Genomic DNA, 22,846 nt, shown 5'->3' on the forward strand with positions numbered 1-22,846 from the left:
CCGTGACCCTCTCTGGTCTGCTGGACCCGTGACCCCGGTTCTCTCTGCCCGCAACGCCGTCGGGCTGGTGTTCTTCCTCAACGGACTGATCTTCGCGACCTGGGTCTCGCGGATCCCGGAGGCGCGTGAGTCCCTGGGCCTCGACAACGGCCAGCTCGGGCTGCTGCTGCTGGCGATCGCGGGTGGCTCGCTGTGCACGATGCCCACCACTGGGGCCGCCGTCGAGCGCCTCGGCACGGTCGCGGTCTCCCGCATCGGTGGCGCGTGCAGCGTGCTCGGGCTGCTCGTCGTGTCCTTCGCCCTGGCCGGCGACCAGGTGTGGGCGGCCGCGGCGGGGCTGTTCGTCTACGGCGTCGGCACCGGTGTCTGGGACGTGTCCATGAACGTCGAGGGTGCTGCGGTTGAGCGTCGCCTGGGCCGCAACATCATGCCGCGCTTCCACGCCGGGTTCAGCCTCGGCACGGTGGTCGGCTCGGGGGTGGGCGCAGCAGCCGTCGCACTGGACGTGCCGACCCTGGTGCACCTGCCCGTGCTCGCTGTCGTCTCGTTCGTGCTGCTGGCCGTGTCCACCCGCAACTACCTCCCCGACGAGCCAGTGGCCGAGCACCACGAGAAGTCGCCCTCGGCCTGGCAGGCCTGGCGTGAGCCCCGGACGCTGCTCATCGGCCTGATGGTGATGGCGCTGGCGCTGACCGAGGGCACGGCCAACGACTGGCTGGCCCTGGCCCTGGTCGACGGGTACGACGTGGAGCACTGGGTCGGGGTGGCGGGGTTCGCGGTCTTCGTGAGCGCGATGACCGTCGGCCGCCTCTTCGGCACGGTGCTGCTCGACCGGTTCGGCCGGGTCCCGGTGCTGTGGGGAACGATGGTCGGCGCGGCCGGGGGAGTGCTGCTGATCGTGCTGGGCCAGCACCCCGTCCTGGTCGTCGCCGGGATCGTGCTGTGGGGCCTGGGCGCCTCGCTGGGCTTCCCCGTGGGGATGAGCGCGGCCGCCGACGACCCCCGCCGGGCGGCCGCCCGGGTGAGCGTGGTCTCCACCATCGGGTACGGCGCGTTCCTCGCCGGCCCGCCGCTGCTGGGCTTCGTGGCCGACCACGTCGGCACCCTGGACGCGCTGCTGGTGGTGGCGCTGGTGCTGATCCCCTCGGCGCTGGTGGTGCCGAGCGCACGCGAGTCCCGCACCGGAGACACCGGTGACGCCCCGGGGACCGGCGGCGCCGGCCCCCGTGAGGCCAGCGCCGCCGAACCGAGTTCCTAGGCGCTCTTCTCGGTCGCCTTGCCGAGCCGGATCCAGGTGTCCACGACGGTGTCGGGGTTCAGCGACATGGACTCGATGCCCAGCTCGAGCAGCCACTCGGCCATGTCGGGGTAGTCGCTGGGGCCCTGTCCGCAGATCCCGACGTACTTCCCGGCCTCGCGGCACGCGGTGATCGCGCGCTCGAGCATGAACTTCACCGCGGGGTCGCGCTCGTCGAAGGACCCGGCGACCAGGGAGGAGTCGCGGTCCAGCCCGAGGGTCAGCTGGGTCATGTCGTTGGAGCCGATCGAGAACCCGTCGAAGTGCTCGAGGAAGTCCGCGGCCAGGATCGCGTTGGAGGGCACCTCGCACATCATGATCACCTGGAGGTCGTTCTCGCCCCGGACCAGACCGTGCTCGCCGAGCAGGTCGATCACGCCCTTGGCCTCCGCGAGGGTCCGCACGAACGGGATCATGATCTTGACGTTGGTCAGGCCCATCTCGTCGCGCACGAACTTCAGCGCCTCGGCCTCCATCGCGAAGCAGTCGACGAACTCCGCGGAGAGGTACCGCGAGGCTCCGCGATAGCCGATCATCGGGTTCTCCTCGTCGGGCTCGTAGAGCTCGCCGCCGACGAGGTTGGCGTACTCGTTGGACTTGAAGTCACTCATCCGCACGATCACCGGCTCCGGCGCGAACGCGGCCGCGATCATCGAGACGCCCTCGGCGACCCGCTTGACGAAGAAGTCCCGGGGGCTCGAGTAGGCCGCGATGGCGTCGCTGATCTGGGTCTTGAGGGGCTCGTCGAGGCTGTCGTGCTCCAGCAGCGCCTTGGGGTGGATCCCGATCTGCCGGTTGATCACGAACTCGAGGCGGGCCAGGCCCACACCGGCGTTCGGCAGCTGGGCGAAGGTGAACGCCTGCTCCGGCGTACCGACGTTCATCATGATCTTGGTGCCGATCTCCGGCATCGCGGAGAGCTCGGTCTCCTCGACGGTGAAGTCGAGCTCGCCCTCGTAGACGAAGCCGGTGTCGCCCTCGGCGCAGGAGACGGTGACCGCGCGCCCGTCCTCCAGGCTCCTGGTGGCATCCCCGGTCCCGACCACGGCCGGGATCCCGAGCTCGCGAGCGATGATCGCCGCGTGGCAGGTCCGCCCGCCGCGGTTGGTCACGATGGCCGCGGCCCGCTTCATGATCGGCTCCCAGTCGGGGTCGGTCATGTCGGCGATCAGCACCTCGCCCTCGTTGAACTCGTGCATCTCCTCGATGGAGGTCATCACCCGGACCTTGCCGGCGCCGATCTTCTGGCCGATCGCGCGGCCCTCCACGACGACCTCGCCCTTCTCGTCCATCCGGAAGCGCGTGCGCACCCCGGCGCGCGACATCACGGTCTCCGGCCGGGCCTGGAGCACGTAGAGCTCGCCGTCGAGGCCGTCCTTGCCCCACTCGATGTCCATCGGGCGCTGGTAGTGCTCCTCGATGGTGAGCGCGTGCCGGGCCAGGGTCTCGACCTCGTCGTCGGTGAGGCTGAGCAGCGGGCGCTCCGCCTCGTCGGTGTCGACGAACTCGGTGGTCTTCCCGACCGCCGCGTCCTCGGTGTAGACCATCTTGGTGGCCTTGCTCCCGACGCCGCGCTTGAGCACGGCGGGGCGCCCGGCGCGCAGCGCGGGCTTGTAGACGTAGAACTCGTCGGGGTTCACCGCGCCCTGCACCACGGCCTCGCCGAGGCCGTAGGAGGAGGTGATGAAGACCGCGTCGTCGAAGCCGGACTCGGTGTCCATCGTGAACATCACGCCGGAGGCGCCGATGTCGGAGCGGACCATCTGCTGCACCCCGGCGGAGAGAGCCACGGCGTCGTGGTCGAAGTCGTGGTGGACGCGGTAGGCGATCGCGCGGTCGTTGTAGAGGGAGGCGAACACCTCACGGATCGCCTGGAGCACGCCGTCGATCCCCTTGATGTTCAAGAAGGTCTCCTGCTGCCCGGCGAAGGAGGCGTCGGGGAGGTCCTCGGCGGTCGCGCTGGAGCGTACGGCGAACGACACCTCGTCACGCCCGGCGACGAGCTGCTCGTAGGCGGCGCGGATGTCGGCCTCGAGGTCCTCGGGGAACGGCTGGTTCGCCACCTCCTCGCGGATCTGCTTGCCGGTCTTCGCGAGCGCGCGCGTGTCGTCGGTGTCGAGGCCCTTGAGCTCCTCGGAGATCCGCTCGGCCAGCCCGGTGTCGCCGATGAAGCGGCGGAACGCCTCGGCCGTGGTCGCGAAGCCGTCGGGCACGCGGACGCCGAGGTCGGAGAGGTTGCTGACCATCTCGCCGAGGGAGGCGTTCTTGCCTCCGACCTCCTCGATGTCGTTCAGGCCGATCTCAGCGAACGGTCGGACGTTGACGGGCGAGTGCTGCTCCACGGTGGGCTCCTGGGTCGGGTCGGTCACTTCGACGTTCTCATTCTCATGGTCTTCAGGCGCTGCAGGATCATGGTGGCGAGCTCCTCGACCGACTTCGTCGACGAGTCGACCACCGGGAGGCCGTGCCGCTTGAACATGGCCTGAGTCTGCCGCAGCTCGAACGTGCACTGCTCGAGGGAGGCGTATTGGGAGTTCGGACGCCGTTCCTGGCGCACCGCCGAGAGGCGCTGCGGGGAGGTGATCAGGCCGAAGCACTTCTCCGGGATGTTGCGCACCGGCCGGGGCAGGTCGGAGGACTCGAGGTCCTCCTCGACGATCGGGTAGTTCGCCACGAACAGTCCGTGCTGGAGGGCGAGGTACATCGCGGTGGGCGTCTTGCCGCACCGGGAGGGCGCCACCAGGACCACGTCGGCCTTCTCGAGGCCGCGCACGCTCTGGCCGTCGTCGTGCTCGATCGTGTACTCGACCGCCTGCATCCGGCTGTTGTAGCGCTGCACGTCGCCGACGCCGTGCAGCCGGGCGGCCATCCGCACGCCCTTGGTCCCGAGGATCGACTCGACCTTCTGCATGTGCAGGTCGAAGAAGTCGATCACCGGGCACCGGGTCTCCTGCAGTGCCTGGCGCACGTCGTCGCGGGCGGCGGTGGTGAACACCAGTGGCGTGCGTGCGCTCTCGTCGAGGACCGCGTCGATCCGGGCCACCACGGCCCGGGCCTCCTCGACCGAGGAGATGAACGGGATCACGGTCCGGTCGAAGCGCAGGTCGGGGAACTGGATCAGCAGCGCGTTGCCCATGGTCTCGGCGCTGATCCCGGTGCTGTCGGAGAGGAAGAACACCGGAACGACGTCACCTCCACCGTCCTCGACGGCGGCCTCGTTGACGGCCAGGCGGGGTACGTCGTTCATCTCGCTCCTTCGACACTGCGGAAGACGAGTCAAACGCCCCGGGCCGCGCGCCACAAGTCGGCGCGGACGAGAGCCTATGCCGGGTCGGTCGAGGCAGCTGCCTGGACGTCGCCCAAAAGGCTGGTGGCCTCCTCCTCACTGTCCTCCAGGGAGCGGGAGAAAGCCTCCACGAGCGGGACGAACTGATGTCCCGGCGCTGCCAGCTCGCGACGCGCGTCGTCCTCGGCGCACACCATGTCGTGGGCCAGGCTCTGCACCAGCGAGGTCACCGTTGGCCGCGGCATCCCGGTGACCCAGGCGACGATCCAGCCGACGAGCAGCCGAGGGGCCCACGGCACCGTGAACTGGCGGCGGCGGAGCCCGGCGACGTCCGTGACGAGGCCCAGCAACTCGGGGTAGCTGACCACCGCGTCCCCGCCGACGTCGTAGTGCCGGTTGCGGGGTTCCCCCTGCAGGGCCCTCCCGACGAGGTGCACCACGTCCTGGATCGCCACCGGCTGCAGCCTGGTCCGCATCCAGCCCGGGATCGGGGTGAACGGGACCCGCTCGACGAGCCGGGTCAGGATCTCGAAGGAGGTGGAGCCGGCGCCGACCACCATGGCGGCGCGGAGCACGGTCGTGGGGACGCCCGAGCCGAGGAAGACCTCCTCGACCTGCAGGCGCGAGCGCAGGTGGTCCGAGAGGCCGTCGTCGGGCACGAGGCCGGAGAGGTAGACAATGCGCTCCACTCCGGCGTCCTCGCAGGCGGCGGCGACCTGGCGGGCTGCGCGCAGGTCCTTGGTCACGAAGTCCCCGGACTCCATCGAGTGGACGAGGTAGACGACTGCGTCGACCCCCTCCACGGCGGAGCGGATCAGGTCCGGGTCCTCGATGTCGAAGGGCCTCGGCGTGACCTCCGGGCTCCAGGGGTAGTCCTCGACGGCCCCCTCCCGGCGTACGGCGGCGAGGACCTCGTGGCCCTGCTGCAGCAGCTCGGGGATGAGCCTGGAACCGACGTAGCCGGTGGCGCCGGTGACGAGCACCCGCATTCGATCACTCCTCGTTCAGGGTTGTGGGATCCCGGTCGGGAACCTCACCGGTCGCGCTGGTTCGCCTGGATGGCGCTGCGCGGGGGCTGGGCGTACTGGTGGCCGAACTCGCCGCCGATGCGGCCTCCGAAGGGACGGCCGTGGTCGGCGTACTCCTCGCGGAAGAAGGCGAGACAGTGCTCTCCGATGTCGACGCGGGCGCCGGTGCGCAGGATCGCCGAGGTCGCGACGGGGGCGCCGTGGACCCGGACCAGGGGTCCGCAGTTGCTGAGCATGTACTCGTCGTCGTCGTCGTTGAAGACCATCGTGTGCACGTGCTCGATGCCGGGCAGCACGATGTCGCAGATCTCGTTGGAGCCGATCAGCACCATCGGGTGGTCGAGCCAGTACACCGGTTGCTGCTGACCTTCCCAGCGGTCCTCGAGCTTGAGCATCAGGCGTGGACGCCCGGCGCGTTCGTGGGCGTGCGTGGTGGTGGCCCCGGCTCGGGGGACCCAGCGGTCGGTGGACATGGCCGGCTCCAATCCTCGACATTGACCTCAACAAGGTGTTGAGGTTTATCATCACACTATGAACTCGATGCAAACCGATGCGCAAGTCGACCCAGCCGTGGACGGCGCCGGGAGCCTGTCCATCGGGGAGCTCTCCGAGCGCACCGGGGTCGCCCCGGCGACGCTGCGGATGTGGGAGACCAGGCACGGGTTCCCCGTCCCGCGCCGGCTCGCCAGCGGTCACCGCCGGTACCGGGAGGAGGACGTCGCCACCATCCGGGCCGTGCTGCGGCACCAGGACGCCGGCACCCGGCTCGAGCAGGCCATCGCGCACGCGATGCAGGACGCGGTGCCGGTGGCGCCCTCGGTGTTCGCGCTGCTGCGCCGGCGTTACCCCCACCTCGGCGTGCACCGGCTGAAGAAGGCCACGCTGGACGCGTTGTCCTCGGCGATCGAGGACGAGTTCTGCGCCAAGGCCGACCGGGCCGCGATCTACGGGTCCTTCCAGGAGGAGCGCTACTACCGCGCGGCGCAGCCTCGCTGGACCGAGCTGGCACGCGTCTCCGCGGGCGTCACGGTCTTCGCCGACTTCACCGACCCGGAGGTGGAGGCCGCGCCCTCTGAGGTCGCCCTGCCGCCGGACGCGCCGATGCGGCGCGAGTGGGTGGTGGTGTGCGACGCGCTGGACCTCCCCGTGGCGCTCACGGCCTGGGAGCTCCCCGGGCAGTACGACGTCCCCGACCGGCTCCGGCTCTTCGAGAGCATGTGGACCGTGGACGGTGCGGCGGTCCACGACGCCGCCCGGGTGTGCGCTTCCGTGGCCGAGCAGTACGGTGCACCCCCGACCTCGGGAGCGCTCGCCGCCACCGCGGGCGCGGGCGAGCAGGGCGCCCACCCGCACACGCCCGACCTCGCCGCGGTCACGGCGCTGTTCAACCGGATGGTGGCCTACGTGGACCGGGCAGGTGACTGAGCGGGCGTGGACTCACGCCCCGCGCTCACGCGTGGCCGCTGAGCTGGTCCAGCCGGGCCGCGAGCGCGTCGATCATCGCGTTGGCCCGCTTCGACGGGACCGCCGACTTCCGGTCGCCGCCGACGCTGCACACCGGGAGCACGTCGACGGAGAGCTTCGCACCGCCGGCCAGCGCCCGCAGCTCGTCGACCTTGTCGCCGAACGGTGACCCGCTGCCCGGTGAGTAGTAGCGCACGACCTCGTCGAGCTCGTCGGCGTAGAGGTCGGTCTTGGTCACTGCGATGACCAGCCACACGGGCTTGTCCCGGCGTACGGCCATCGAGGCGATGCGGTGGGCGGTGATCGCCCAGTCCTCGAGCTCCGCGGCGAGCTGCTGCTCGCGGGTCGCGGTCGCCGCGCCGGTGGTGCCCGCCGTACGCCGTGGGGTGGCGTAGCCGTTGGCGACCACGTGGATCACCCCGTCGACCGGCTCGTCGTGGAACACCTCGTCGAGGGCGCCGAGCCGGGTCGCCGCGTTGTCTCCGGGCACGACCAGGAAGCGGAAGCCCTGGAGCCGGGGGGAGCGGCGGGTACGGCGCTCCATCACCGCGGAGCCGACCTCCGCCGTGCCCTCACCGGCGGTGCGCCGCGAGAGCTGGTCGGCGAGCTGGGTCTTGCCGACCCCGGTCATCCCGGTCACGGCCACCGTGGGGAAGCGGCGCCGCAGGAGCCGGGTGACCCGGTCGGGAGCCGACGCCAGCCCGGAGACCAGGCCGCCGGCGATGGTGGCACCGAGTGCGGCGCGACCCGAGCTGGGCAGGATCGTCCGGAATCGGGTTGCTGCGCGGGACACGGGGCCTCCTGGCCGTACGGATCAGGGGTGCTGGCACGCCCGAGCCTACGTTCCGGGCGTGCAGCGTGCTCCCGGCGCGCTCGGGCGCTGGTCGGTCGCCGCCCGGGCTCAGGAGGCGAGGGCCAGTGCGGTGAGGCGCTCCTCCAGCGGTGAGTCGTATCGGGTTGGTGTGGTGGGGGTGCGCCGGTGCACGCGGTGGGTGCCGGTGTGGTCGACGAGGTAGCGGGCTCCGTAGGGGTCGCGCCACTCGTAGACGCCGGGGCGGGGTTGTCGCACGCTCCACCCGCCGTGGGTCTTGATGCGGTGGTGGAAGCCGATCATGGGGCCGTAGTTCCCGATGCGTGACTGCTGCTCACCGGCCGCTGCGCGCTGCCGGGACCAGGCGATGGTGTGGTCGAGCTGCATGTCGCGAGTGGTGTTGCTCGCGTAGGGGAAGGTGTCGGCCGGCGTCAGCAGATGCACGGCCTGTCGATGTCGCTGCGGGATCTCCCAGGCGTCGACCGGGACCTGGTCGAGGGGGTCCAGAGCCGGGGTGATCTTGAACCGGCAGCGTTCGCCGAGGTGGCGGCGGACCCAGTCGGCGGTGACCGGGGCGCTGCCCTCGACCCGCGCGACCGGTCCGAGGTGCCCGGTCGGGGTGGCCGTGTCGGTGCCTTGGGCGGCGAGGTGGACGAACAGCCACACCGCCGGGAGCAGCTGCCGCTCGTAGAGGAGGTCCGCGGGCACGACCGCAGGGTCGAACGGCTCCGGTTCCAGCCCGTCCTCGGCGGCGTCCGCACGGGCGTGGAGCTGGTCGCGCACCCGGGCGTAGCCGGCGAGGATCCGGACCGCCTGGGCCGGGTTGGCCAGGATCAGCACCGCCTTGACCCGGCGCTCGTCCAGGGACGAGTCGTCGCCCATGGTGAGCAGGGCCTGGGCCAGGTAGGCGACGGTGGCGTCGATCCGGGCGACGGTGGCGAAGTCGGCCCGGACGTAGAAGCCGCGCATCCCGTGCTCGGTGGAGTGGGTGGTCCGCGCGAACCTCTCCCGGGCGGCGGCGAGCTCGCGGGCCGCTGCGGCGTCCGGGTCGGCGGCCTTGATCGCGGCCTCGACCAGGGTCTCGAACCGGGTCCACGACAGCCGCCCGTCGGCGTACGGCGCCACCCGGGCGTCGACGTAGGCCGCCTCCTCCGGGTTCAGGTTGCGGGTCCTGCGCGCCACGAACCGGGCGTGCTGCTCGTCGATCGCCAGTGTCTGCACCCCGGCCCAGTGCTGCGGCAGCCGGTGCTCGAGATCGAGCGCATCGGCCACCAGGCGGCCCCCGGCGTACGGCGAGAGGCCGAGTCGCGCGGCGAGCACCGACGGCGCGAACTCCGCGACCAGCGGGGTGCCCTCACCGCCGAGCCGCACCGCCCGCTCCCGTCCCGGCAGCCTTGCCTCGACGGGATCCACGGTGCCGGCGCCGTGCTGACGCGCGAACTCCGCGACCAGCACCAACAGCTCCGCACTGGTCCGGCGCTGCCGCAGCCGCAGCGTGTCCACCTCGTCGAGGAGGTCACGCTGGGAGAGGTCCGCGGTCTCGGCCATGAGTGAATCCCATCACCGAGCACTGACAAGAAGCAGCGAGTTTCGCCTTGTCTGACCGGAGATCGGGGAAGATTTTGGGAGCGGATGGAACCCTCGGCCGCCGGGCGACGTCGCATGTACATGAACAGGTGCCTGACTGGTCGGACACGGCGCGCGGTGGTCCTGGTGCTGTCACTGGCAGCCCTGTGGCTGGCCGGATGCACGAGCACCGAACGGCCCGGGGACCGGACGGCTGCGCCCATGGACCGGGCCGGCTCGTCCAGCCAGCCGCCTCCCCGCACATGCCTCGATCCCGCTGAAGCGACGCGGGAGACCATCGCGGGGACGGCGGCGTGGGCGAGGTTCTGTCCTGGGCCCGAAGGCCGCACAGCACCTGCTGAGGTTCCCTCCGACGCGCTCACCACGCACCTGGATCTCCTCGGCGGCCTGGTCGAGCTGGACACGGGTCGCACCTCTGTGGCGACGCGGTGCGGTGACTGGGTGGGCCGCACCTACCGAGTACAGATCGGGTACGCCGATGGCCGTGTCGCCACGATCGTCGGGCACACCGATCCCGATTGTGCGGGGCGACTACCTGCAACGGGCACGCCGGTCGTCGGACCGGACGGGCGGGGCGTGTACGGGTTGGTGATGACGGCGTTCGGGCGTCAGTACGCCGACCAGTTCGAGCACAGCGCGAGCGGCGTACCGCTCGTGTGCCCCGATGAACCGCGCAAGCCCGGCACCGTCGACCTCGACGGTGCCTCGGCCTCGCTCGACACCGGTTACCTCCTCGGGGAGCGCCAGCCGATGATCACGCCGCTCACGGCGGTACGCGGCATTGTCTGCACGTGGCCGTACCGGGCAGAGGACCGCGAGCCCGGAGTGCGAGAACTCGACCGCGAGCAGGCCGAGCGGGTGCGGATCGGGCTGCACGCGATCTCAGGGGCCATGGTCGACTGTCCTGGCAGCCCGGAGCCGACGTACACCGCCGTCGTCGAGGACCGCACGGGCACCCGGCGCGCGGTCACGATCATCGACTCGGAGTGCGCGACGGTGATCCGCAGCGACCAGGGCTACGGCCTCGGGTTCGACTGGCTGGACCGCTGAGGACATGAGACCCACTCAGCTCAGCCGACTCACCAGGTCGTCGAGGAGGTCGTGGTCGAGGCCGCCCATGCCGAAGCCGGCGAGGGTGGACAGGGGCATGGTGCCGACGACCTGGATCATCGCGGGGTCGGCGAGGACGTCGCCGGCCGGGCCGTCGCCCATCGCGTCGAGCAGGACCGCGCGGCCGCGGTCGTCGTCGAGCCACTCGTGCAGCGTGGAGTCCCGGTCGAGCGGTGCGGCGATGCGCGGTGCGTCCAGCGCCAGCACGAGGCTGTGGGGCAGGTCCCGCGAGGAGGTGCCGACGTGCAGCCCGAACTCGCCCGCCTCGACGACCCAGCGGCCCAGCAACGTGGACCAGAACGAGAACGCCCGGGTGTCCAGCTCGATGGTGACCTCGTCCGACTCCCCGGGCTCCAGGCCGACCTTGGCGAAGCCCTTCAGCTCGCGGTCCGGGCGGCGCACGCTGGACTCGGCGTCGGAGACGTAGACCTGCACCACCTCCGCGCCCGCGCGCTTCCCGGTGTTGGTGACCCGGACCGTGAGCCGAACCCGGAGGTCCTCGTCTGCCACGGACCCGGTGACCTCGACCTCGGGCGGCGCGACCTCGAACGTGGTGTAGGACAGGCCGAAGCCGAACGGGTGGCTGACCTCGAGCCCGAGGGCGTCGTAGGACCGGTAGCCGACGAAGAGTCCCTCGCCGTACCGCACCTGCCGGGAGTCACCGGGGAAGTTCAGGTACGACGGGTTGTCCTCCAGCCGCTGCGGGATCGTCTCGGCGAGCTTGCCGGACGGGTTCGCGGCCCCGGTGAGCAGGTCGGCGACGGCGCCGCCCGCGGCCTGGCCGCCGAGCCAGCACTCCAGGACGGCCCCGACCCGGTCCTCCCAGGCCGAGGTGCGTACGACGGACCCGTTGGCGAGCACGACCGCGACCTCGTTGCTGACCTGGGCCACGGTCTCCAGCACGGCGAGCTGGTTGCCGGGCAGCTCCAGGTGGGTGCGGTCGAAGCCCTCGGACTCGGCCGCGTCGGGCAGCCCGAGGAACAGCACCACGGCGTCGGCTCGACGGGCGAGGTCGCGGGCCTCCTCGAGCAGGGCGGCGTCGATCCCGTCGTCCTCTCCCAAGGTGAAGCCGGGGGAGTGGACCACCTCGACGCCGGTGGCCAGGAGCGCCGTGAGCTCCTCGAGCGGCACGTCGACCGAGGTCGGGTTCACCTGCGAGCTGCCGGCGCCCTGGTAGCGGGGCGAGGTGGCGAACGCGCCGATCACCGCGAGGGTCTGCCCGTCGGCCAGCGACAGCGGGAGCACGCCGTCGTTGCGGAGCAGCACCGCGGACTCGGTGGCGGCGCGGCGGGCGAGCCGGTGGTGCTCGTCGTACGCCGGCTCGGGCGGTGTCGCCTCCAGCACCGGGGTCGCCTTCTCCACCAGCCCGAGCACCCGGTGCACGGCGAGGTCGAGGACCTCCGGGGCCAGCTCGCCGGAGGCCAGGGCGGCCAGCAGCGCGACGTCGCTGCGGCCCTTGTCCGGCGGCATCTCGAGGTCGAGCCCGGCGGCGAGCGCGGTGACCCGGTCGTGGACCGCGCCCCAGTCGGAGACGACCAGGCCCTCGAACCCCCACTCCTCGCGAAGCACCTCGGTGAGCAGCCAGTGGTGCTCGGAGGCGTAGGTGCCGTTGACCTTGTTGTAGGCGCACATCACCGTCCAGGGCTGGGCGCCGGTGACCACCCGCTCGAAGGCCGGCAGGTAGATCTCGCGCAGGGTCCGCTCGTCGACCTCCGCGCTGACCCGCAGCCGGTCGTCCTCCTGGTTGTTGGCCGCGAAGTGCTTCAGCGAGGTGCCGATGCCCTGCTCCTGGATCGCGGAGACCAGGGCGAGCGCGAGCTCGCCGGCGAGGTGGGGGTCCTCGGAGAAGTACTCGAAGTTGCGCCCGCACAGCGGTGAGCGCTTGATGTTGATCCCCGGTCCGAGGATCACCGAGACGCCCTGCACCCGCGCCTCCTGGGCCAGTGCGGCACCGACCTCGGCGAGCAGGTCGCGGTTCCACGAGCTGGCGAGCCCGCTCGCGGTGGGGAAGCAGGTGGCGGGGAGGCTGCCGCCGATCCCGACGTGGTCGGACTCCCGCGGCTGCATCCGCAGCCCGTGCGGCCCGTCGGCGACCATCACCCGGGGGACCTCGAGGCGTGGGACCGCCGCGGTGTGCCAGAAGTCGGCGCCCATCGTGAGCGCGACCTTCTCCTCCGGCGTCAGCTGCTCGACGAGGGCTGCAGGGTCCAGACCGGGCACGAAGGACTCCGTTCGCGGGTGAGTGCGTCTGGCTTCGACGCTAGCCGCTCCCGCTAGGCCTGGACACCTCAGGCGAGGAAGTCGGCGACCTGCTCGTGGTAGCCGGGCGGGCGCAGCAGAAACGAGTCGTGCCCCCACACCGACGCGATCTCGACGTGCCGGCTCTCGGCCCCCGCGGCGGCCAGCTGCTCGTGCAGCCGGACCGAGTGGTGCGTCGGGAAGCGCCAGTCGGTGTCGAAGGAGATCGCCAGGAACCGGGTCCCGTACGCCGCCGCCCGCTCGGCCGCAGTCGGGTCGGCGAACGGGTCGAAGTAGTCCATCACCCGGCTCAGGTAGAGGTAGGACAGCGCGTCGAACCGCTCCAGGAACGAGCGGGCCTGGTAGTCGAGGTAGGACTCCACCTGGAAGTCGGTGCCGATCCGCGGCGGACCGTCGTCGCGGCGCTCCCGGCCGAACTTCTCGTCGAGCAGCTGCTCGGAGACGTAGGTGATGTGCGCCATCATCCGGGCCACCGAGAGCCCCGCGGCGGGGCGGGTCCCGGCGGCGGCGTACTGCCCGCCGTGGAAGTCGGGGTCGGAGAGGATCGCGGTCCGCGCCACGGCCGAGAAGGCGATGTTCTGCGCGGAGAGCTGGGAGGACGCCGCGACCAGCACGGCCCGGTCGATCTCCCCGGGGGCGTCGATCGTCCACTGCAGCACCTGCATCCCGCCCAGCGAGCCGCCGATCGCGGCGAACAGGTGGTCGATGCCGAGGTGCCGGAGCAGCCGCCGGTGCACGGTGACGAGGTCCGACATCGAGAACAGCGGGAAGTCCATCCCGTAGGCCCGGCCGGTCGCGGGGTCGATCGAGCTCGGCCCGGTGGTGCCGCGGCAGCCGCCGAGCAGGTTGGGGGAGATCACGAAGAACCGGTCGGTGTCCAGGGGACGGCCCGGGCCGATCAGGCTGTCCCACCAGCCCGGTCGCGCGGGGTCGCCGTGGTGCCCGGCGGCATGGGCGTCGCCGGTCAGGGCATGGCACACGAACACGGCGTTGTCGCGGGCCGCGTTCAGGACCCCGTAGGTCTCGTAGGCCACCTCGACCGGGCCCAGGGAGGAACCGTCGGAGAGCACCAGCGGGTCGTCCTCGTCGTACAGGACGACCCGCTGGGTGCTCACCAGGCCGAGTGGCACTTGCTCACCGTGGTGCTCACTTGGCAGCGGTCAGTGCCTGGTCGAGGTCGGCGATCAGGTCCTCGATGTGCTCGATGCCGATGGAGAGCCGCACCAGGTCCTCGGGGACGCCCGCGTTGTCGAGCTCCTCGGGGGTCAGCTGGGAGTGGGTGGTGGTGGCGTTGTGGATCGCCAGCGACTTCGCGTCACCGATGTTGGCGAGGTGGCTGAACAGCTTCAGCGCCTCCACGAACCGCTTGCCGCCGTCGCGGCCGGACTTCACCCCGAAGCTGACCAGGCCGCCGTAGCCCCGGCCCTCGATGAAGGTGCGGTCGGCGACCTCCTTGTGCTCGGAGTCCGGCAGGCCCGGGTAGCTGACCCAGGAGACGAGCTCGTGGCCCTGGAGGAACTGGGCGACGGCGAGCGCGTTCGAGCTGTGCCGCTCCATCCGCAGGTGCAGCGTCTCCAGGCCCTGGAGGAACAGCCAGGAGTTCAGCGGGGCGATGGCAGCGCCGGTGTTGCGCAGGAGGACGGTGCGTGCGCGGATGATGAAGGCCATCTCCGCAGCGGCCTCGGTCCACACCACGCCGTGGTAGGCGGCGTCGGGCTGGGTCAGGCCGGGGAAGCGGTCGGCGTGGGCGGCCCAGTCGAACTTGCCGGAGTCGACGATGACACCGCCGACCGAGGTGCCGTGGCCGCCGATGTACTTGGTGGCGGAGTGCACGACGACGTCGGCACCGAGGTCGAACGGGCGGCACAGGAAGGGCGTCGGCGCCGTGTTGTCCACGATCAGGGGCAGGCCCGCGGCGTGCGCGGCGTCGGCCCAGGCGCGGATGTCGACGACGTTGATCTTCGGGTTGCCGACCGTCTCGGCGAAGACGAGCTTGGTCTTCTCGTCGACGTGCTGGGCCAGCTCCTCGGGCTTGGTCGGGTCGACGAAGCGGACCTCGATCCCGAACTGGGGCAGCGTGTGCGCGAACAGCGCGTAGGTGCCGCCGTAGAGCGTGGAGATCGCGACGATGTTGTCGCCGGCGTAGGTGAGGTTCTGCACGGCGTACGTCGTGGCGGCGGAGCCGGAGGCGGTCGCGAGCGCACCCACACCGCCCTCGAGCTGGGTGATCCGCTCCTCGAAGACCGACTGCGTCGGGTTCATGATCCGGGTGTAGATGTTGCCGGGCTCGGCGAGCGCGAACAGGTTCGCGGCGTGCTCGGTGTCGTTGAAGACGTAGGAGGTCGTCTGGTAGATCGGCACCGCTCGCGCGTTGGTCGCGGAGTCGGGCTCCTCCTGTCCGGCGTGGACGGTCAGGGTCTCGGGGCGGTAGGTCATCGGGTCTCCTCGGTGTGGGTCGCGATCAGCATAAAAGCACCAAACAACTAGACTATGGATGACCGCCTGTCGAGACGATCGTCCCATCCCCGGGACGCGGGCTCACGCCGGCTCACTCCGGGCTCATTCTGGGCTCACTCTGGGATCGCTCTGGGCGGCCCAGCAGGTCACGGAGCGAGAGCGGCGGCCGCCCGGTGAGCCGCGCGACGTCGTCGCTGAGCGCGGCGACCTCCCCGGCGGCGATCGCGGTGTACGTGCTCACCCACGCGTCGTACTGCCAGTCGGGGGCGGGCCAGCGCCGGCGCGACTCGTAGGCCTCCTCGACGGTCTCGTCGTGGTAGCACACCTCCCGGCCGAGCCCCTCGGACAGCACCTGCGCGACCGAGTCCATCGACAGCGCCTCGGGACCGGTGAGGTCGTAGGTGGCCCCCGTGTGCGCACCGGGGTCGCGCAGCACGGCCGCGGCACAGGCCGCCACGTCGTCGCGGCTCACCGCGGAGAGGAGCCCGTCCCCGGCGGGACCGCGGATCACGCCGTCCTCCCCGACGATGTCGGGCAGGAAGTCGAGGTAGAAGTTGTCCCGCAGGAACGTCCACTCCAGCCCGCTCGACCGGACGTGCTGCTCGGTGGCGTAGTGGTCGCGGCCCAGCGTGAACGTGCAGTCAGGGGCGGCGCCGAAGAACGAGGTGTAGACGATCCGGCGTACGCCGGCCTGGGCGGCCGCGTCCACGAAGGTCCGGTGCTCCTCGAGTCGGTCCGCGCTCTCGGACGCCGAGACCATGAACAAGGTGTCCACGCCGGCCAGGGCGGCAGCGGAACTGTCCCGGTCGCGGTAGCCCACGAACTCCACGGCGACGGCACCGTCGAGGTCGGGGACGCGCGCCGGGTCACGGGCCAGCAGGCGGGTCTCGACGCCGGCCTCGGCCAGGCGGCGGGCCACCCGGCTGCCGAGCGCGCCGGTGGAACCGGTGACGGCGAGGGGAGGCAGGACGGCGCTCATCGGTCCAGAGTAGGCACGGCATCGTGCCGTGGGAGAGGCGTCCACGACCCGACCCCCTCGCCGCGCCCCTGGGGGCGCGGTGTTGGATGGCAGGCCAGCCCTGAGGCGACCCCGAGGAGACCCAGATGAGCCTGCCCGAGTCCCTGAACGACAAGACCGTCGCCGTGCTCGGCGGCACCGGCCCGCAGGGGCGCGGCCTGGCCCGTCGCTTCGCCGCAGCAGGGTTGCCGGTGGTGCTCGGCAGCCGCAGCGCCGAGCGCGCCGAGGAGGCCGCAGCCACGCTGGCCGAGGCCACCGGGGGCACCGTGACCGGCGCCGACAACGCGGGCGCCGCGACGGCCGGCGACATCGTCGTGGTGGCGGTGCCGTGGGACGGCCACGGAGACCTGCTGCGCGGCCTCGCGGGTGAGCTCGCGGGCAAGATCGTGGTCGACTGCGTGAACCCGCTGGGCTTCGACAAGAGGGGCGCCTACGTGCTCGAGGTCGAGGAGGGGTCGGCCGCCGAGCAGGCCGCTGTGCTGCTGCCCGACTCCACCGTGATCGGCGCCTTCCACAACGTCTCCGCGGTCAAGCTCGAGGACCCGGAGGTCACCGAGGTGGACACCGACGTCCTGGTGCTGGGCGAGGGGGAGGACCGCGAGGCCTGCGACCTGGTGCAGGACCTGGCCGGGACGATCCCGGGCGTCCGTGGGATCTACGGTGGCCGGCTGCGCAACGCCCACCAGGTGGAGTCCCTGACCGCCAACCTGATCAGCGTGAACCGGCGCTACAAGGCGCACGCCGGCATCAGGATCACCGACATCTAGCGGTTCGGCGTACGCCGGAGCAGGAACGCCGCCCAGGCCCCGCCGAGGAACCCGAACAGGTGCGCCTGCCAGGACACGAACGGCTGTCCGGGCAGGACACCGGTGATCGTGCCGCCGTAGACGAGCAGCATCATGATGCTCACCGTGATCGCGCCGGGGCTGCGCTCGGCCAGGCCGCGCAGGAGCAGGAACCCCAGCAGGCCGAAGATCACCCCGCTGGCGCCGATCACGACCGTTCCCGGGTTGCCCAGGAGCCAGGCGCCGAGGCCGCTGGTCAGCGTGGTGATCACGATCACCGCGACGAACCGGCCCAGGGTCACGGAGGCGTAGGCGACCACCCCGAGCACCGCGAACACCAGCGAGTTCGAGAGCAGGTGCCCGAACCCCGCGTGCAGGAACGGCGCGAGCGGGATGCCCTCGAGGCCCTCGACGCTGCGGGGCCGGATGCCGTAGGCGTCCAGGCGGCCGTCCATGCCGGCGTCGACGAGCTCGAGCGCCCACAGCACGAACAGCGTCACCGCCACCATCCCGAAGGCCCCGGGGAGCCGGTGGGCCCAGCGCTCCTCGCGTCGGTCCAGACCGTAAGACATGGGGCCATCGTGCCAAGGCCCTGGTTGCGGTCGCGGGGCGCTTCGCACCGGAGACTAGGTTGGCCATCGATGAGCCATCCCTCGTACGGCGACCGCACCCACCGCTGGCAGGACTGGGACCTCGACCTGCTGCTGCGGCGCAAGCGGGAGTCCGGGCAGACGGTCAGCCTGGTGGTCCCGGCGCGCAACGAGGCGGCCACGGTCGGCGCCGTGGTGGGCCGGGTCCGCGAGGCGCTGCTCGAGACCACGGCGCTGCTCGACGAGATCGTGGTGATCGACTCCGACTCCACCGACGACACCTTCGCCGTGGCCACGGACGCGGGTGCCGTCGTACACCGCTCCAGCGAGATCCGGCCCGACCTCGGCACCCACCCCGGCAAGGGCGAGGCGATGTGGAAGTCGCTGTTCGTCACCCGCGGCGACCTGATCGTGTTCATGGACGCCGACCTGCTCGACTGGGACACCCACTTCGTCCCGGGCCTGCTCGGGCCGCTGCTCGACGGCGACGGGGTCGCGCTGGTGAAGGGCTTCTACGAGCGCACCGAGGGCGACGACGCCGCCGGCGTCGCGTCCCTGGAGGGCGGCCGCGTCACCGAGCTGGTCGCGCGCCCGCTGATCGCGCTGGAGTGGCCCGGGCTCGCCTGGCTGGTCCAGCCCCTGGCGGGGGAGTGGGCCGTGCGCCGCGAGGTGTTCGCGCAGCTCCAGGTCCCCACGGGGTACGCCGTGGAGCTCGCGGCGCTCATCGACACCGCCCGCCTGCTCGGGCCCGGCGCGATCGCCCAGGTGGACCTCGGCCGGCGGGCGCACCGGCACCAGTCGCTGGGCGACCTCGGCAGCATGGCGGTGCAGATCATCGCGGCGTCGAGCCGTCGCTCGACCGGGGCGGCGCCGGAGCGTGTTCCTTTCGTCCACCCGCGCAAGGCCGGCGACGAGATCGACACCGTGCGCCGCGAGGTCACCCTGGTGGAGCGCCCACCGGCGGCAGGCCTCCTGCCGCCGGGCTGATCGGGGCGGGTGGGAGGATTCGGGGCATGACGCTCCGTCTCGGCCGGCAGTCCTTCGCCGACGACCGGCGACTGATGATGGCGATCGTCAACCGCACCCCGGACTCCTTCTACGACAAGGGCGCGACCTGGTCGGAGGACCGTGCCTTCGACCGCGTCGGGCAGGTGGTCGACCTCGGTGCCGAGATCGTCGACATCGGCGGGATCAAGGCCGCGCCCGGCGAGGAGATCGACGCCGAGGAGGAGATGCGGCGCACTGTGCCGTTCGTGGAGCGGGTGCGCATCGCCTACCCCGACGTGGTGATCAGCGTCGACACGTGGCGGGCCTCCGTGGGGCGGGCCGTGTGCCGCGCGGGCGCCGACCTGCTCAACGACGCCTGGGGCGGTGCGGACCCCGAGCTGGTCGACGTGGCCGCCGAGTACGACGTGGGGCTGGTCTGCACGCACACCGGCGGGGTGGTGCCGCGGACCCGCCCGCACCGGATCGAGTACGCCGACGTGGTGGCCAGCGCGATCGCCGACACCACGTCGTACGCCGAGCGGGCGGTCACCGCGGGGGTGGACCCGAGCAGCGTCGTGATCGACCCCGCCCACGACTTCGGCAAGACCACCCACGACTCGCTCGAGCTGACCCGGCGCCTGGACGCGATGGTGGCGACCGGCTGGCCGGTGCTGGTGTCGCTGTCGAACAAGGACTTCGTGGGCGAGTCCCTCGACCTGCCGGTGGACCAGCGGCTCACCGGCACCCTCGCGGCCACGGCGATCGCCGCCTGGCACGGAGCGAGGATCTTCCGGGTGCACGAGGTCGCCGAGACCCGTCAGGTGGTGGACATGGTCGACGTCATCGCCGGCCGCCGTCCGCCGGCGCGCACGATCAGGGGCCTGGCGTGAGGAGATGGGCGTGATCCGGACCGTGCTGGTGCTGCCCAGCCCGCCGGCGCTGCTGGCCCCCCGCTCGGTCGTCGACCCCGTCGCCGAGCTGCGCGAGGCCTGCGCGCTCGCCGTCTCCGAGCTCCCCGAGGACCAGCCGGTCGTCGTGCTCGCCGAGCCCGTGACCCCGGCCAACGCCGCCCGCGGGATCACCGAGCCCCTGGGCCACCGGGTCGCCGCCCACCTCCTGGGGGACCGCCCGTTCGAGGCCGTGCTGGCCTCGCCCGGCGCGGCTACCGCCCTCGTGGAGCCTCCGGAGCCGACGACGCTGGTGGTGATGGCCGACGGCTCGGCCCGTCGCGGCGAGAAGGCGCCGGGACACCTGCATCCCGGCGCGATCCCCTTCGACGATCACGTCGAGGAGGCGCTGCGCTCCGGTGACGCCGAGGCGCTGGCGGCGCTGGACCCCGAGGTGGGAGCCGAGCTCTGGTGCGAGGGCGTCGCCGGGCTGCGCGTGCTCGGCGAAGTGGCCCGGGGTCGCCGGGTCCTCGCCGAGGTGGTCTACGCGGACGCGCCCTACGGCGTCGCCTGGTGGGTCGCCCGCTGGGACCTCACCTGATCAGAAGACCGGCTCAGAAGATCGGGGGGAGCTCGCTGGCCTTCCCGGTGAACTGGGGGTCGCGCTTCTCGCGGAACGCGGCCACACCCTCCTTGCCGTCGGCGACGCTGGTGTGGAACATCGCCAGGCTGTCGGCGCGGTGGGCCTCGAGCGGGTGGTCCACCGCGCCGTTGCGGTAGAGCAGCTGCTTGGCCAGCCCCAGGGCGACCGGGGAGCGGTTCACCACGAAGCTGCGCGCCAGCTCCTGCGCTGCGTCGAGCAGGTCCTCGGGCTCGTGCACCGAGCGCAGCAGCCGGCCGGCGTACGCCTGCTCCGCGGTGAGGATCTCCGCGGAGTAGACCCACTCGAGCGCCTGCTGGATGCCCACGATGCGCGGCAGGAACCACGAGGACGCCGCCTCCGGGACGATGCCGAGGCGGCCGAACACGAACCCGATCCGGGCCTTGGTGGAGGCCATCCGGATGTCCATCGCGAGCGTCATCGTCGCGCCGATGCCCACGGCTGCGCCGTTGATCGCCGCGATCACCGGCTTGGGCAGCTCGTGGATGGCCAGCGTGACCTTGCCGCCGGTGTCGCGCACGCCGTCGTTGATCTCGGGCTCCTCGAGCCGCTCGCGCAGGTCGGCCGGCGTGGGGGAGAGGGTGTCGTCGAGCCCGAAGACGTTGCCCTCCGCGGAGAGGTCCATCCCGGCGCAGAACGCCCGGCCGGCCCCGGTGACCACGACCGCGCGGACCTCGTCGCGCATGGCCTCGTTGCGGAAGAAGTGCTCCAGCTCGCGGGCCATCGTCACCGTGAAGGAGTTCAGCGCGTCCGGCCGGTTGAGCGTGAGCGTGCCCACACCGTCCTCGTCCAGGGTCCAGCTCAGCGTCTCGTAGGTCACGGCGTCGGTCATTTGCTCACTCCAGGCAGTCCGGTCGGGGTGCAGAGGCGCTTCGGGATGTCCCCGGTGCGGTCCTCCTTGATGTACTTCAGCAGCGCCAGCGCGCGCTCCTTGTCCCAGTGCACCTGCTGGTCGGCGATGGGGATCCCGCAGGTGAGGCCGTCGGTGCCGTTGACCCGCGTCATCGCCAGGCCGAACTTGGCCAGCGCGATCGGGCCGGTGCCCTCGCTGATCCGCAGCGAGGAGGTGGCGGCCTCGTTGACCCGGAAGTAGCGGAACGGGTTGACGAACGTCCACGGCGACTTGATCTCGGAGCCGATCGCGCTGACCACCTCGCGCTGGTGCCGGGCACGGTCGATGTCGCCGTACGGGCTGACGTGGCGCGAGCGCGCGTAGCCCAGGGCCGTGACGCCGTCCACGTCCTGGCAGCCCTTCTTGATCCGCAGGTTGGCGCGCCGGTCCACCATCCGCCTGGTCGGGCAGATCTCGATGCCTCCGACCGCGTCGACCGAGTTCACGAAGCCGCCGAAGCCGATCTCGACGTAGTCGTCGATGTGCAGGCCGGTGTTCTTCTCGATCGTGTCCACCAGCAGCTTGGGACCGCCGATGGCGAAGGCCGAGTTGATCTTGGAGGTGCCACGACCCGGGATCGAGACGATCGAGTCGCGGGGGATGGACATCAGCACGCTCGGACCGTCGCCGGTGTGCAGCAGCATGATCGTGTCGGTGCGCTGCCCGCGGTCGTCGACGCCGCCGGTCCCGAGGCGCTTGTTCTCGGCCTTGGAGAGTCCCTTGCGGCTGTCGGAGCCGACCAGCAGGTACGTCGTGCCGGGCTGCGAGTCCGGGCGGGCGCCCGCGGGCTCGATGTCCACCTTGTCGATGTTGTTGACCGCCCAGAACGGCACGGCGACCAGGAACACCAGCCACGCCACCACGAGGAGCAGCAGGATCCGGCCCACCGGGGGCCTCCTGCGCCGCCCCTTGGCGGGCTTGGCGCCGGCGTCCGTCTGGGGTCGCCTGGGAGGCGCCACGGGCTGGTTCGGCTGCACGGGCCGGCTCGACCGGCCCTGCTGGCGCGGGCGGTCGATCTGGGGCAGGACCTGGGTGGGCTCGGGGTCCTCGGAGCCCCGGCCGCGGCCCCCGCCCCGGGAGGCGCCGGACTTCCCGCCGTAGAGCCAGCCGTAGTCGGGCCCCTCGTCGCTTCCGCCGCTGCTACCGCTCTCAGGCATGGCGCAGACGCTACCGTGCAGTTCATGGACCCGTTGCCACCCACGTACAGCCGGGTGAGCCTGACCCTGCTGGCCGGTCAGGCACACGTGAACCTGCTCGGCAACGTGCACGGTGGCGAGGTGATGCGGCTGGTCGACTCGACGGCCGGCGCGGTGGCCCAGCGGCACAGCGGAGGTCCCGCCGTGACCGCGGCGATGGACGAGATGGCCTTCCTCGCCCCGGTGCACGTGGGGGACATCCTGCGCGCGACGGCGCAGGTCAACTGGGCCGGCCGCACCTCGATGGAGGTCGGGGTGCACGTGGAGTCCGAGCCGTGGAACCAGGCGGGCACCGAGCCGGTGCACGTGGCGTCGGCGTACCTCGTGTTCGTGGCGATCGACGAGCACGGACACCCGCGTGAGATCCCCGGTCTGGAGGTCGGCGACGCCGAGGAGGTACGCCGCATGCGCGAGGCCGAGATCCGCCGCGCCCACCGGCTCGCACGCAAGACCGAGATCGACCTGGGTCGCGCCTAGACCACTCGGCGCGCCTCTCGCGGCGTGACTGCTGTGGCTGGTGATACTTGTCGG

Annotated in this window: 21 protein-coding genes; 8 read left to right on the forward strand and 13 right to left on the reverse strand. The window is 71.7% G+C overall.

Going from position 1 to position 22,846, the window contains the following annotated elements:
- Positions 1–28 precede the first annotated feature (28 nt).
- On the forward strand, positions 29–1,258 hold the full coding sequence (locus tag AC4BGB_RS18070; RefSeq protein WP_490548327.1) for an MFS transporter: 1,230 nt from the start codon (positions 29–31) through the stop codon (positions 1,256–1,258).
- Here the strand turns inward: AC4BGB_RS18070 and ppsA are convergent.
- The 4 genes from ppsA to AC4BGB_RS18090 form a co-directional block, all read right to left on the reverse strand.
- On the reverse strand, positions 1,255–3,666 hold the full coding sequence (gene ppsA / locus AC4BGB_RS18075) for a phosphoenolpyruvate synthase (protein ID WP_490548328.1): 2,412 nt from the start codon (positions 3,664–3,666) through the stop codon (positions 1,255–1,257). The two genes, AC4BGB_RS18070 and ppsA, sit on opposite strands and share 4 nt — an antisense overlap.
- Complete coding sequence (locus AC4BGB_RS18080; RefSeq protein WP_490548329.1) at positions 3,663–4,544, reverse strand: pyruvate, water dikinase regulatory protein; 882 nt, start codon at positions 4,542–4,544, stop codon at positions 3,663–3,665. Before AC4BGB_RS18080 ends, ppsA begins: the two co-directional genes overlap by 4 nt.
- A gap of 74 nt (positions 4,545–4,618) precedes the next feature.
- Positions 4,619–5,572, reverse strand: a complete 954-nt coding sequence (locus tag AC4BGB_RS18085) for an NAD(P)H-binding protein (protein ID WP_490548330.1) — start codon at positions 5,570–5,572, stop codon at positions 4,619–4,621.
- A gap of 44 nt (positions 5,573–5,616) precedes the next feature.
- Positions 5,617–6,084 carry an FHA domain-containing protein gene (locus tag AC4BGB_RS18090; protein WP_490548331.1) on the reverse strand — a complete coding sequence of 156 codons (468 nt, stop codon included), beginning with the start codon at positions 6,082–6,084 and terminating at the stop codon, positions 5,617–5,619.
- 58 nt (positions 6,085–6,142) lie between these two features.
- Between AC4BGB_RS18090 and AC4BGB_RS18095 the strand changes: the two genes are divergently transcribed.
- Positions 6,143–7,036 carry a MerR family transcriptional regulator gene (locus AC4BGB_RS18095; RefSeq protein ID WP_490548333.1) on the forward strand — a complete coding sequence of 298 codons (894 nt, stop codon included), beginning with the start codon at positions 6,143–6,145 and terminating at the stop codon, positions 7,034–7,036.
- A 25-nt stretch (positions 7,037–7,061) separates the two neighbouring features.
- Here AC4BGB_RS18095 and AC4BGB_RS18100 read toward each other — a convergent pair whose 3' ends face one another.
- Entirely contained in the window at positions 7,062–7,868 is an 807-nt protein-coding gene (locus AC4BGB_RS18100; RefSeq protein ID WP_490548334.1) for a hypothetical protein, read from the reverse strand.
- A 108-nt stretch (positions 7,869–7,976) separates the two neighbouring features.
- Positions 7,977–9,434 carry a DUF222 domain-containing protein gene (locus tag AC4BGB_RS18105; protein WP_490548335.1) on the reverse strand — a complete coding sequence of 486 codons (1,458 nt, stop codon included), beginning with the start codon at positions 9,432–9,434 and terminating at the stop codon, positions 7,977–7,979.
- Positions 9,435–10,064: 630 nt separating this feature from the next.
- Between AC4BGB_RS18105 and AC4BGB_RS18110 the strand changes: the two genes are divergently transcribed.
- Positions 10,065–10,523: a hypothetical protein gene (locus AC4BGB_RS18110; RefSeq protein WP_490548337.1), complete on the forward strand. Its 459-nt coding sequence runs from the start codon at positions 10,065–10,067 to the stop codon at positions 10,521–10,523.
- 15 nt (positions 10,524–10,538) lie between these two features.
- On the opposite strand, the gene AC4BGB_RS18115 is transcribed toward AC4BGB_RS18110, so the two are convergent.
- The 4 genes from AC4BGB_RS18115 to AC4BGB_RS18130 form a co-directional block, all read right to left on the reverse strand.
- Complete coding sequence (locus AC4BGB_RS18115; RefSeq protein ID WP_490548338.1) at positions 10,539–12,803, reverse strand: glycoside hydrolase family 3 C-terminal domain-containing protein; 2,265 nt, start codon at positions 12,801–12,803, stop codon at positions 10,539–10,541.
- Positions 12,804–12,871: 68 nt separating this feature from the next.
- Entirely contained in the window at positions 12,872–13,972 is a 1,101-nt protein-coding gene (gene metX, locus AC4BGB_RS18120) for a homoserine O-acetyltransferase MetX (protein WP_490548339.1), read from the reverse strand.
- A gap of 16 nt (positions 13,973–13,988) precedes the next feature.
- Positions 13,989–15,278 (reverse strand): O-acetylhomoserine aminocarboxypropyltransferase/cysteine synthase family protein, encoded by a 1,290-nt coding sequence (locus AC4BGB_RS18125; protein WP_490548341.1) that lies wholly within the window; start codon positions 15,276–15,278, stop codon positions 13,989–13,991.
- 112 nt (positions 15,279–15,390) lie between these two features.
- Entirely contained in the window at positions 15,391–16,278 is an 888-nt protein-coding gene (locus AC4BGB_RS18130) for an SDR family oxidoreductase (RefSeq protein WP_490548342.1), read from the reverse strand.
- Positions 16,279–16,403: 125 nt separating this feature from the next.
- Between AC4BGB_RS18130 and npdG the strand changes: the two genes are divergently transcribed.
- The gene (gene npdG, locus AC4BGB_RS18135; protein ID WP_490548343.1) at positions 16,404–17,084 is read left to right on the forward strand and encodes an NADPH-dependent F420 reductase; all 681 of its coding nucleotides are present in this window, start codon (positions 16,404–16,406) and stop codon (positions 17,082–17,084) included.
- Here the strand turns inward: npdG and AC4BGB_RS18140 are convergent.
- Positions 17,081–17,674 carry a rhomboid family intramembrane serine protease gene (locus tag AC4BGB_RS18140; protein WP_490548344.1) on the reverse strand — a complete coding sequence of 198 codons (594 nt, stop codon included), beginning with the start codon at positions 17,672–17,674 and terminating at the stop codon, positions 17,081–17,083. The genes npdG and AC4BGB_RS18140 overlap by 4 nt on opposite strands.
- Positions 17,675–17,743: 69 nt before the next feature.
- On the opposite strand from AC4BGB_RS18140, the gene AC4BGB_RS18145 reads away from it, so the two are divergent.
- Genes AC4BGB_RS18145 through AC4BGB_RS18155 form a run of 3 tightly spaced genes read left to right on the forward strand, consistent with a single transcriptional unit; the run spans position 17,744 to position 20,167 of the window.
- The gene (locus AC4BGB_RS18145; RefSeq protein ID WP_490548345.1) at positions 17,744–18,679 is read left to right on the forward strand and encodes a glucosyl-3-phosphoglycerate synthase; all 936 of its coding nucleotides are present in this window, start codon (positions 17,744–17,746) and stop codon (positions 18,677–18,679) included.
- Between the two features lie 26 nt (positions 18,680–18,705).
- Complete coding sequence (gene folP, locus AC4BGB_RS18150) at positions 18,706–19,569, forward strand: dihydropteroate synthase (RefSeq protein WP_490548346.1); 864 nt, start codon at positions 18,706–18,708, stop codon at positions 19,567–19,569.
- A gap of 10 nt (positions 19,570–19,579) precedes the next feature.
- A complete protein-coding gene (locus AC4BGB_RS18155; RefSeq protein ID WP_490548347.1) occupies positions 19,580–20,167 on the forward strand; it encodes a class III extradiol ring-cleavage dioxygenase family protein in 588 nt (195 codons plus the stop codon).
- A gap of 13 nt (positions 20,168–20,180) precedes the next feature.
- Here AC4BGB_RS18155 and AC4BGB_RS18160 read toward each other — a convergent pair whose 3' ends face one another.
- Positions 20,181–21,059, reverse strand: a complete 879-nt coding sequence (locus AC4BGB_RS18160; protein WP_490548349.1) for a crotonase/enoyl-CoA hydratase family protein — start codon at positions 21,057–21,059, stop codon at positions 20,181–20,183.
- Positions 21,056–22,276 carry an LCP family protein gene (locus AC4BGB_RS18165; RefSeq protein ID WP_490548351.1) on the reverse strand — a complete coding sequence of 407 codons (1,221 nt, stop codon included), beginning with the start codon at positions 22,274–22,276 and terminating at the stop codon, positions 21,056–21,058. The genes AC4BGB_RS18160 and AC4BGB_RS18165 overlap by 4 nt, the downstream gene beginning before the upstream one ends.
- Before the next feature lie 24 nt (positions 22,277–22,300).
- Here AC4BGB_RS18165 and AC4BGB_RS18170 point away from each other — a divergent pair, with 24 nt between their 5' ends.
- Complete coding sequence (locus AC4BGB_RS18170) at positions 22,301–22,792, forward strand: acyl-CoA thioesterase (protein ID WP_490548353.1); 492 nt, start codon at positions 22,301–22,303, stop codon at positions 22,790–22,792.
- Positions 22,793–22,846: the final 54 nt, after the last annotated feature.

The organism is Nocardioides sp. Z30_9 (assembly GCF_058215735.1).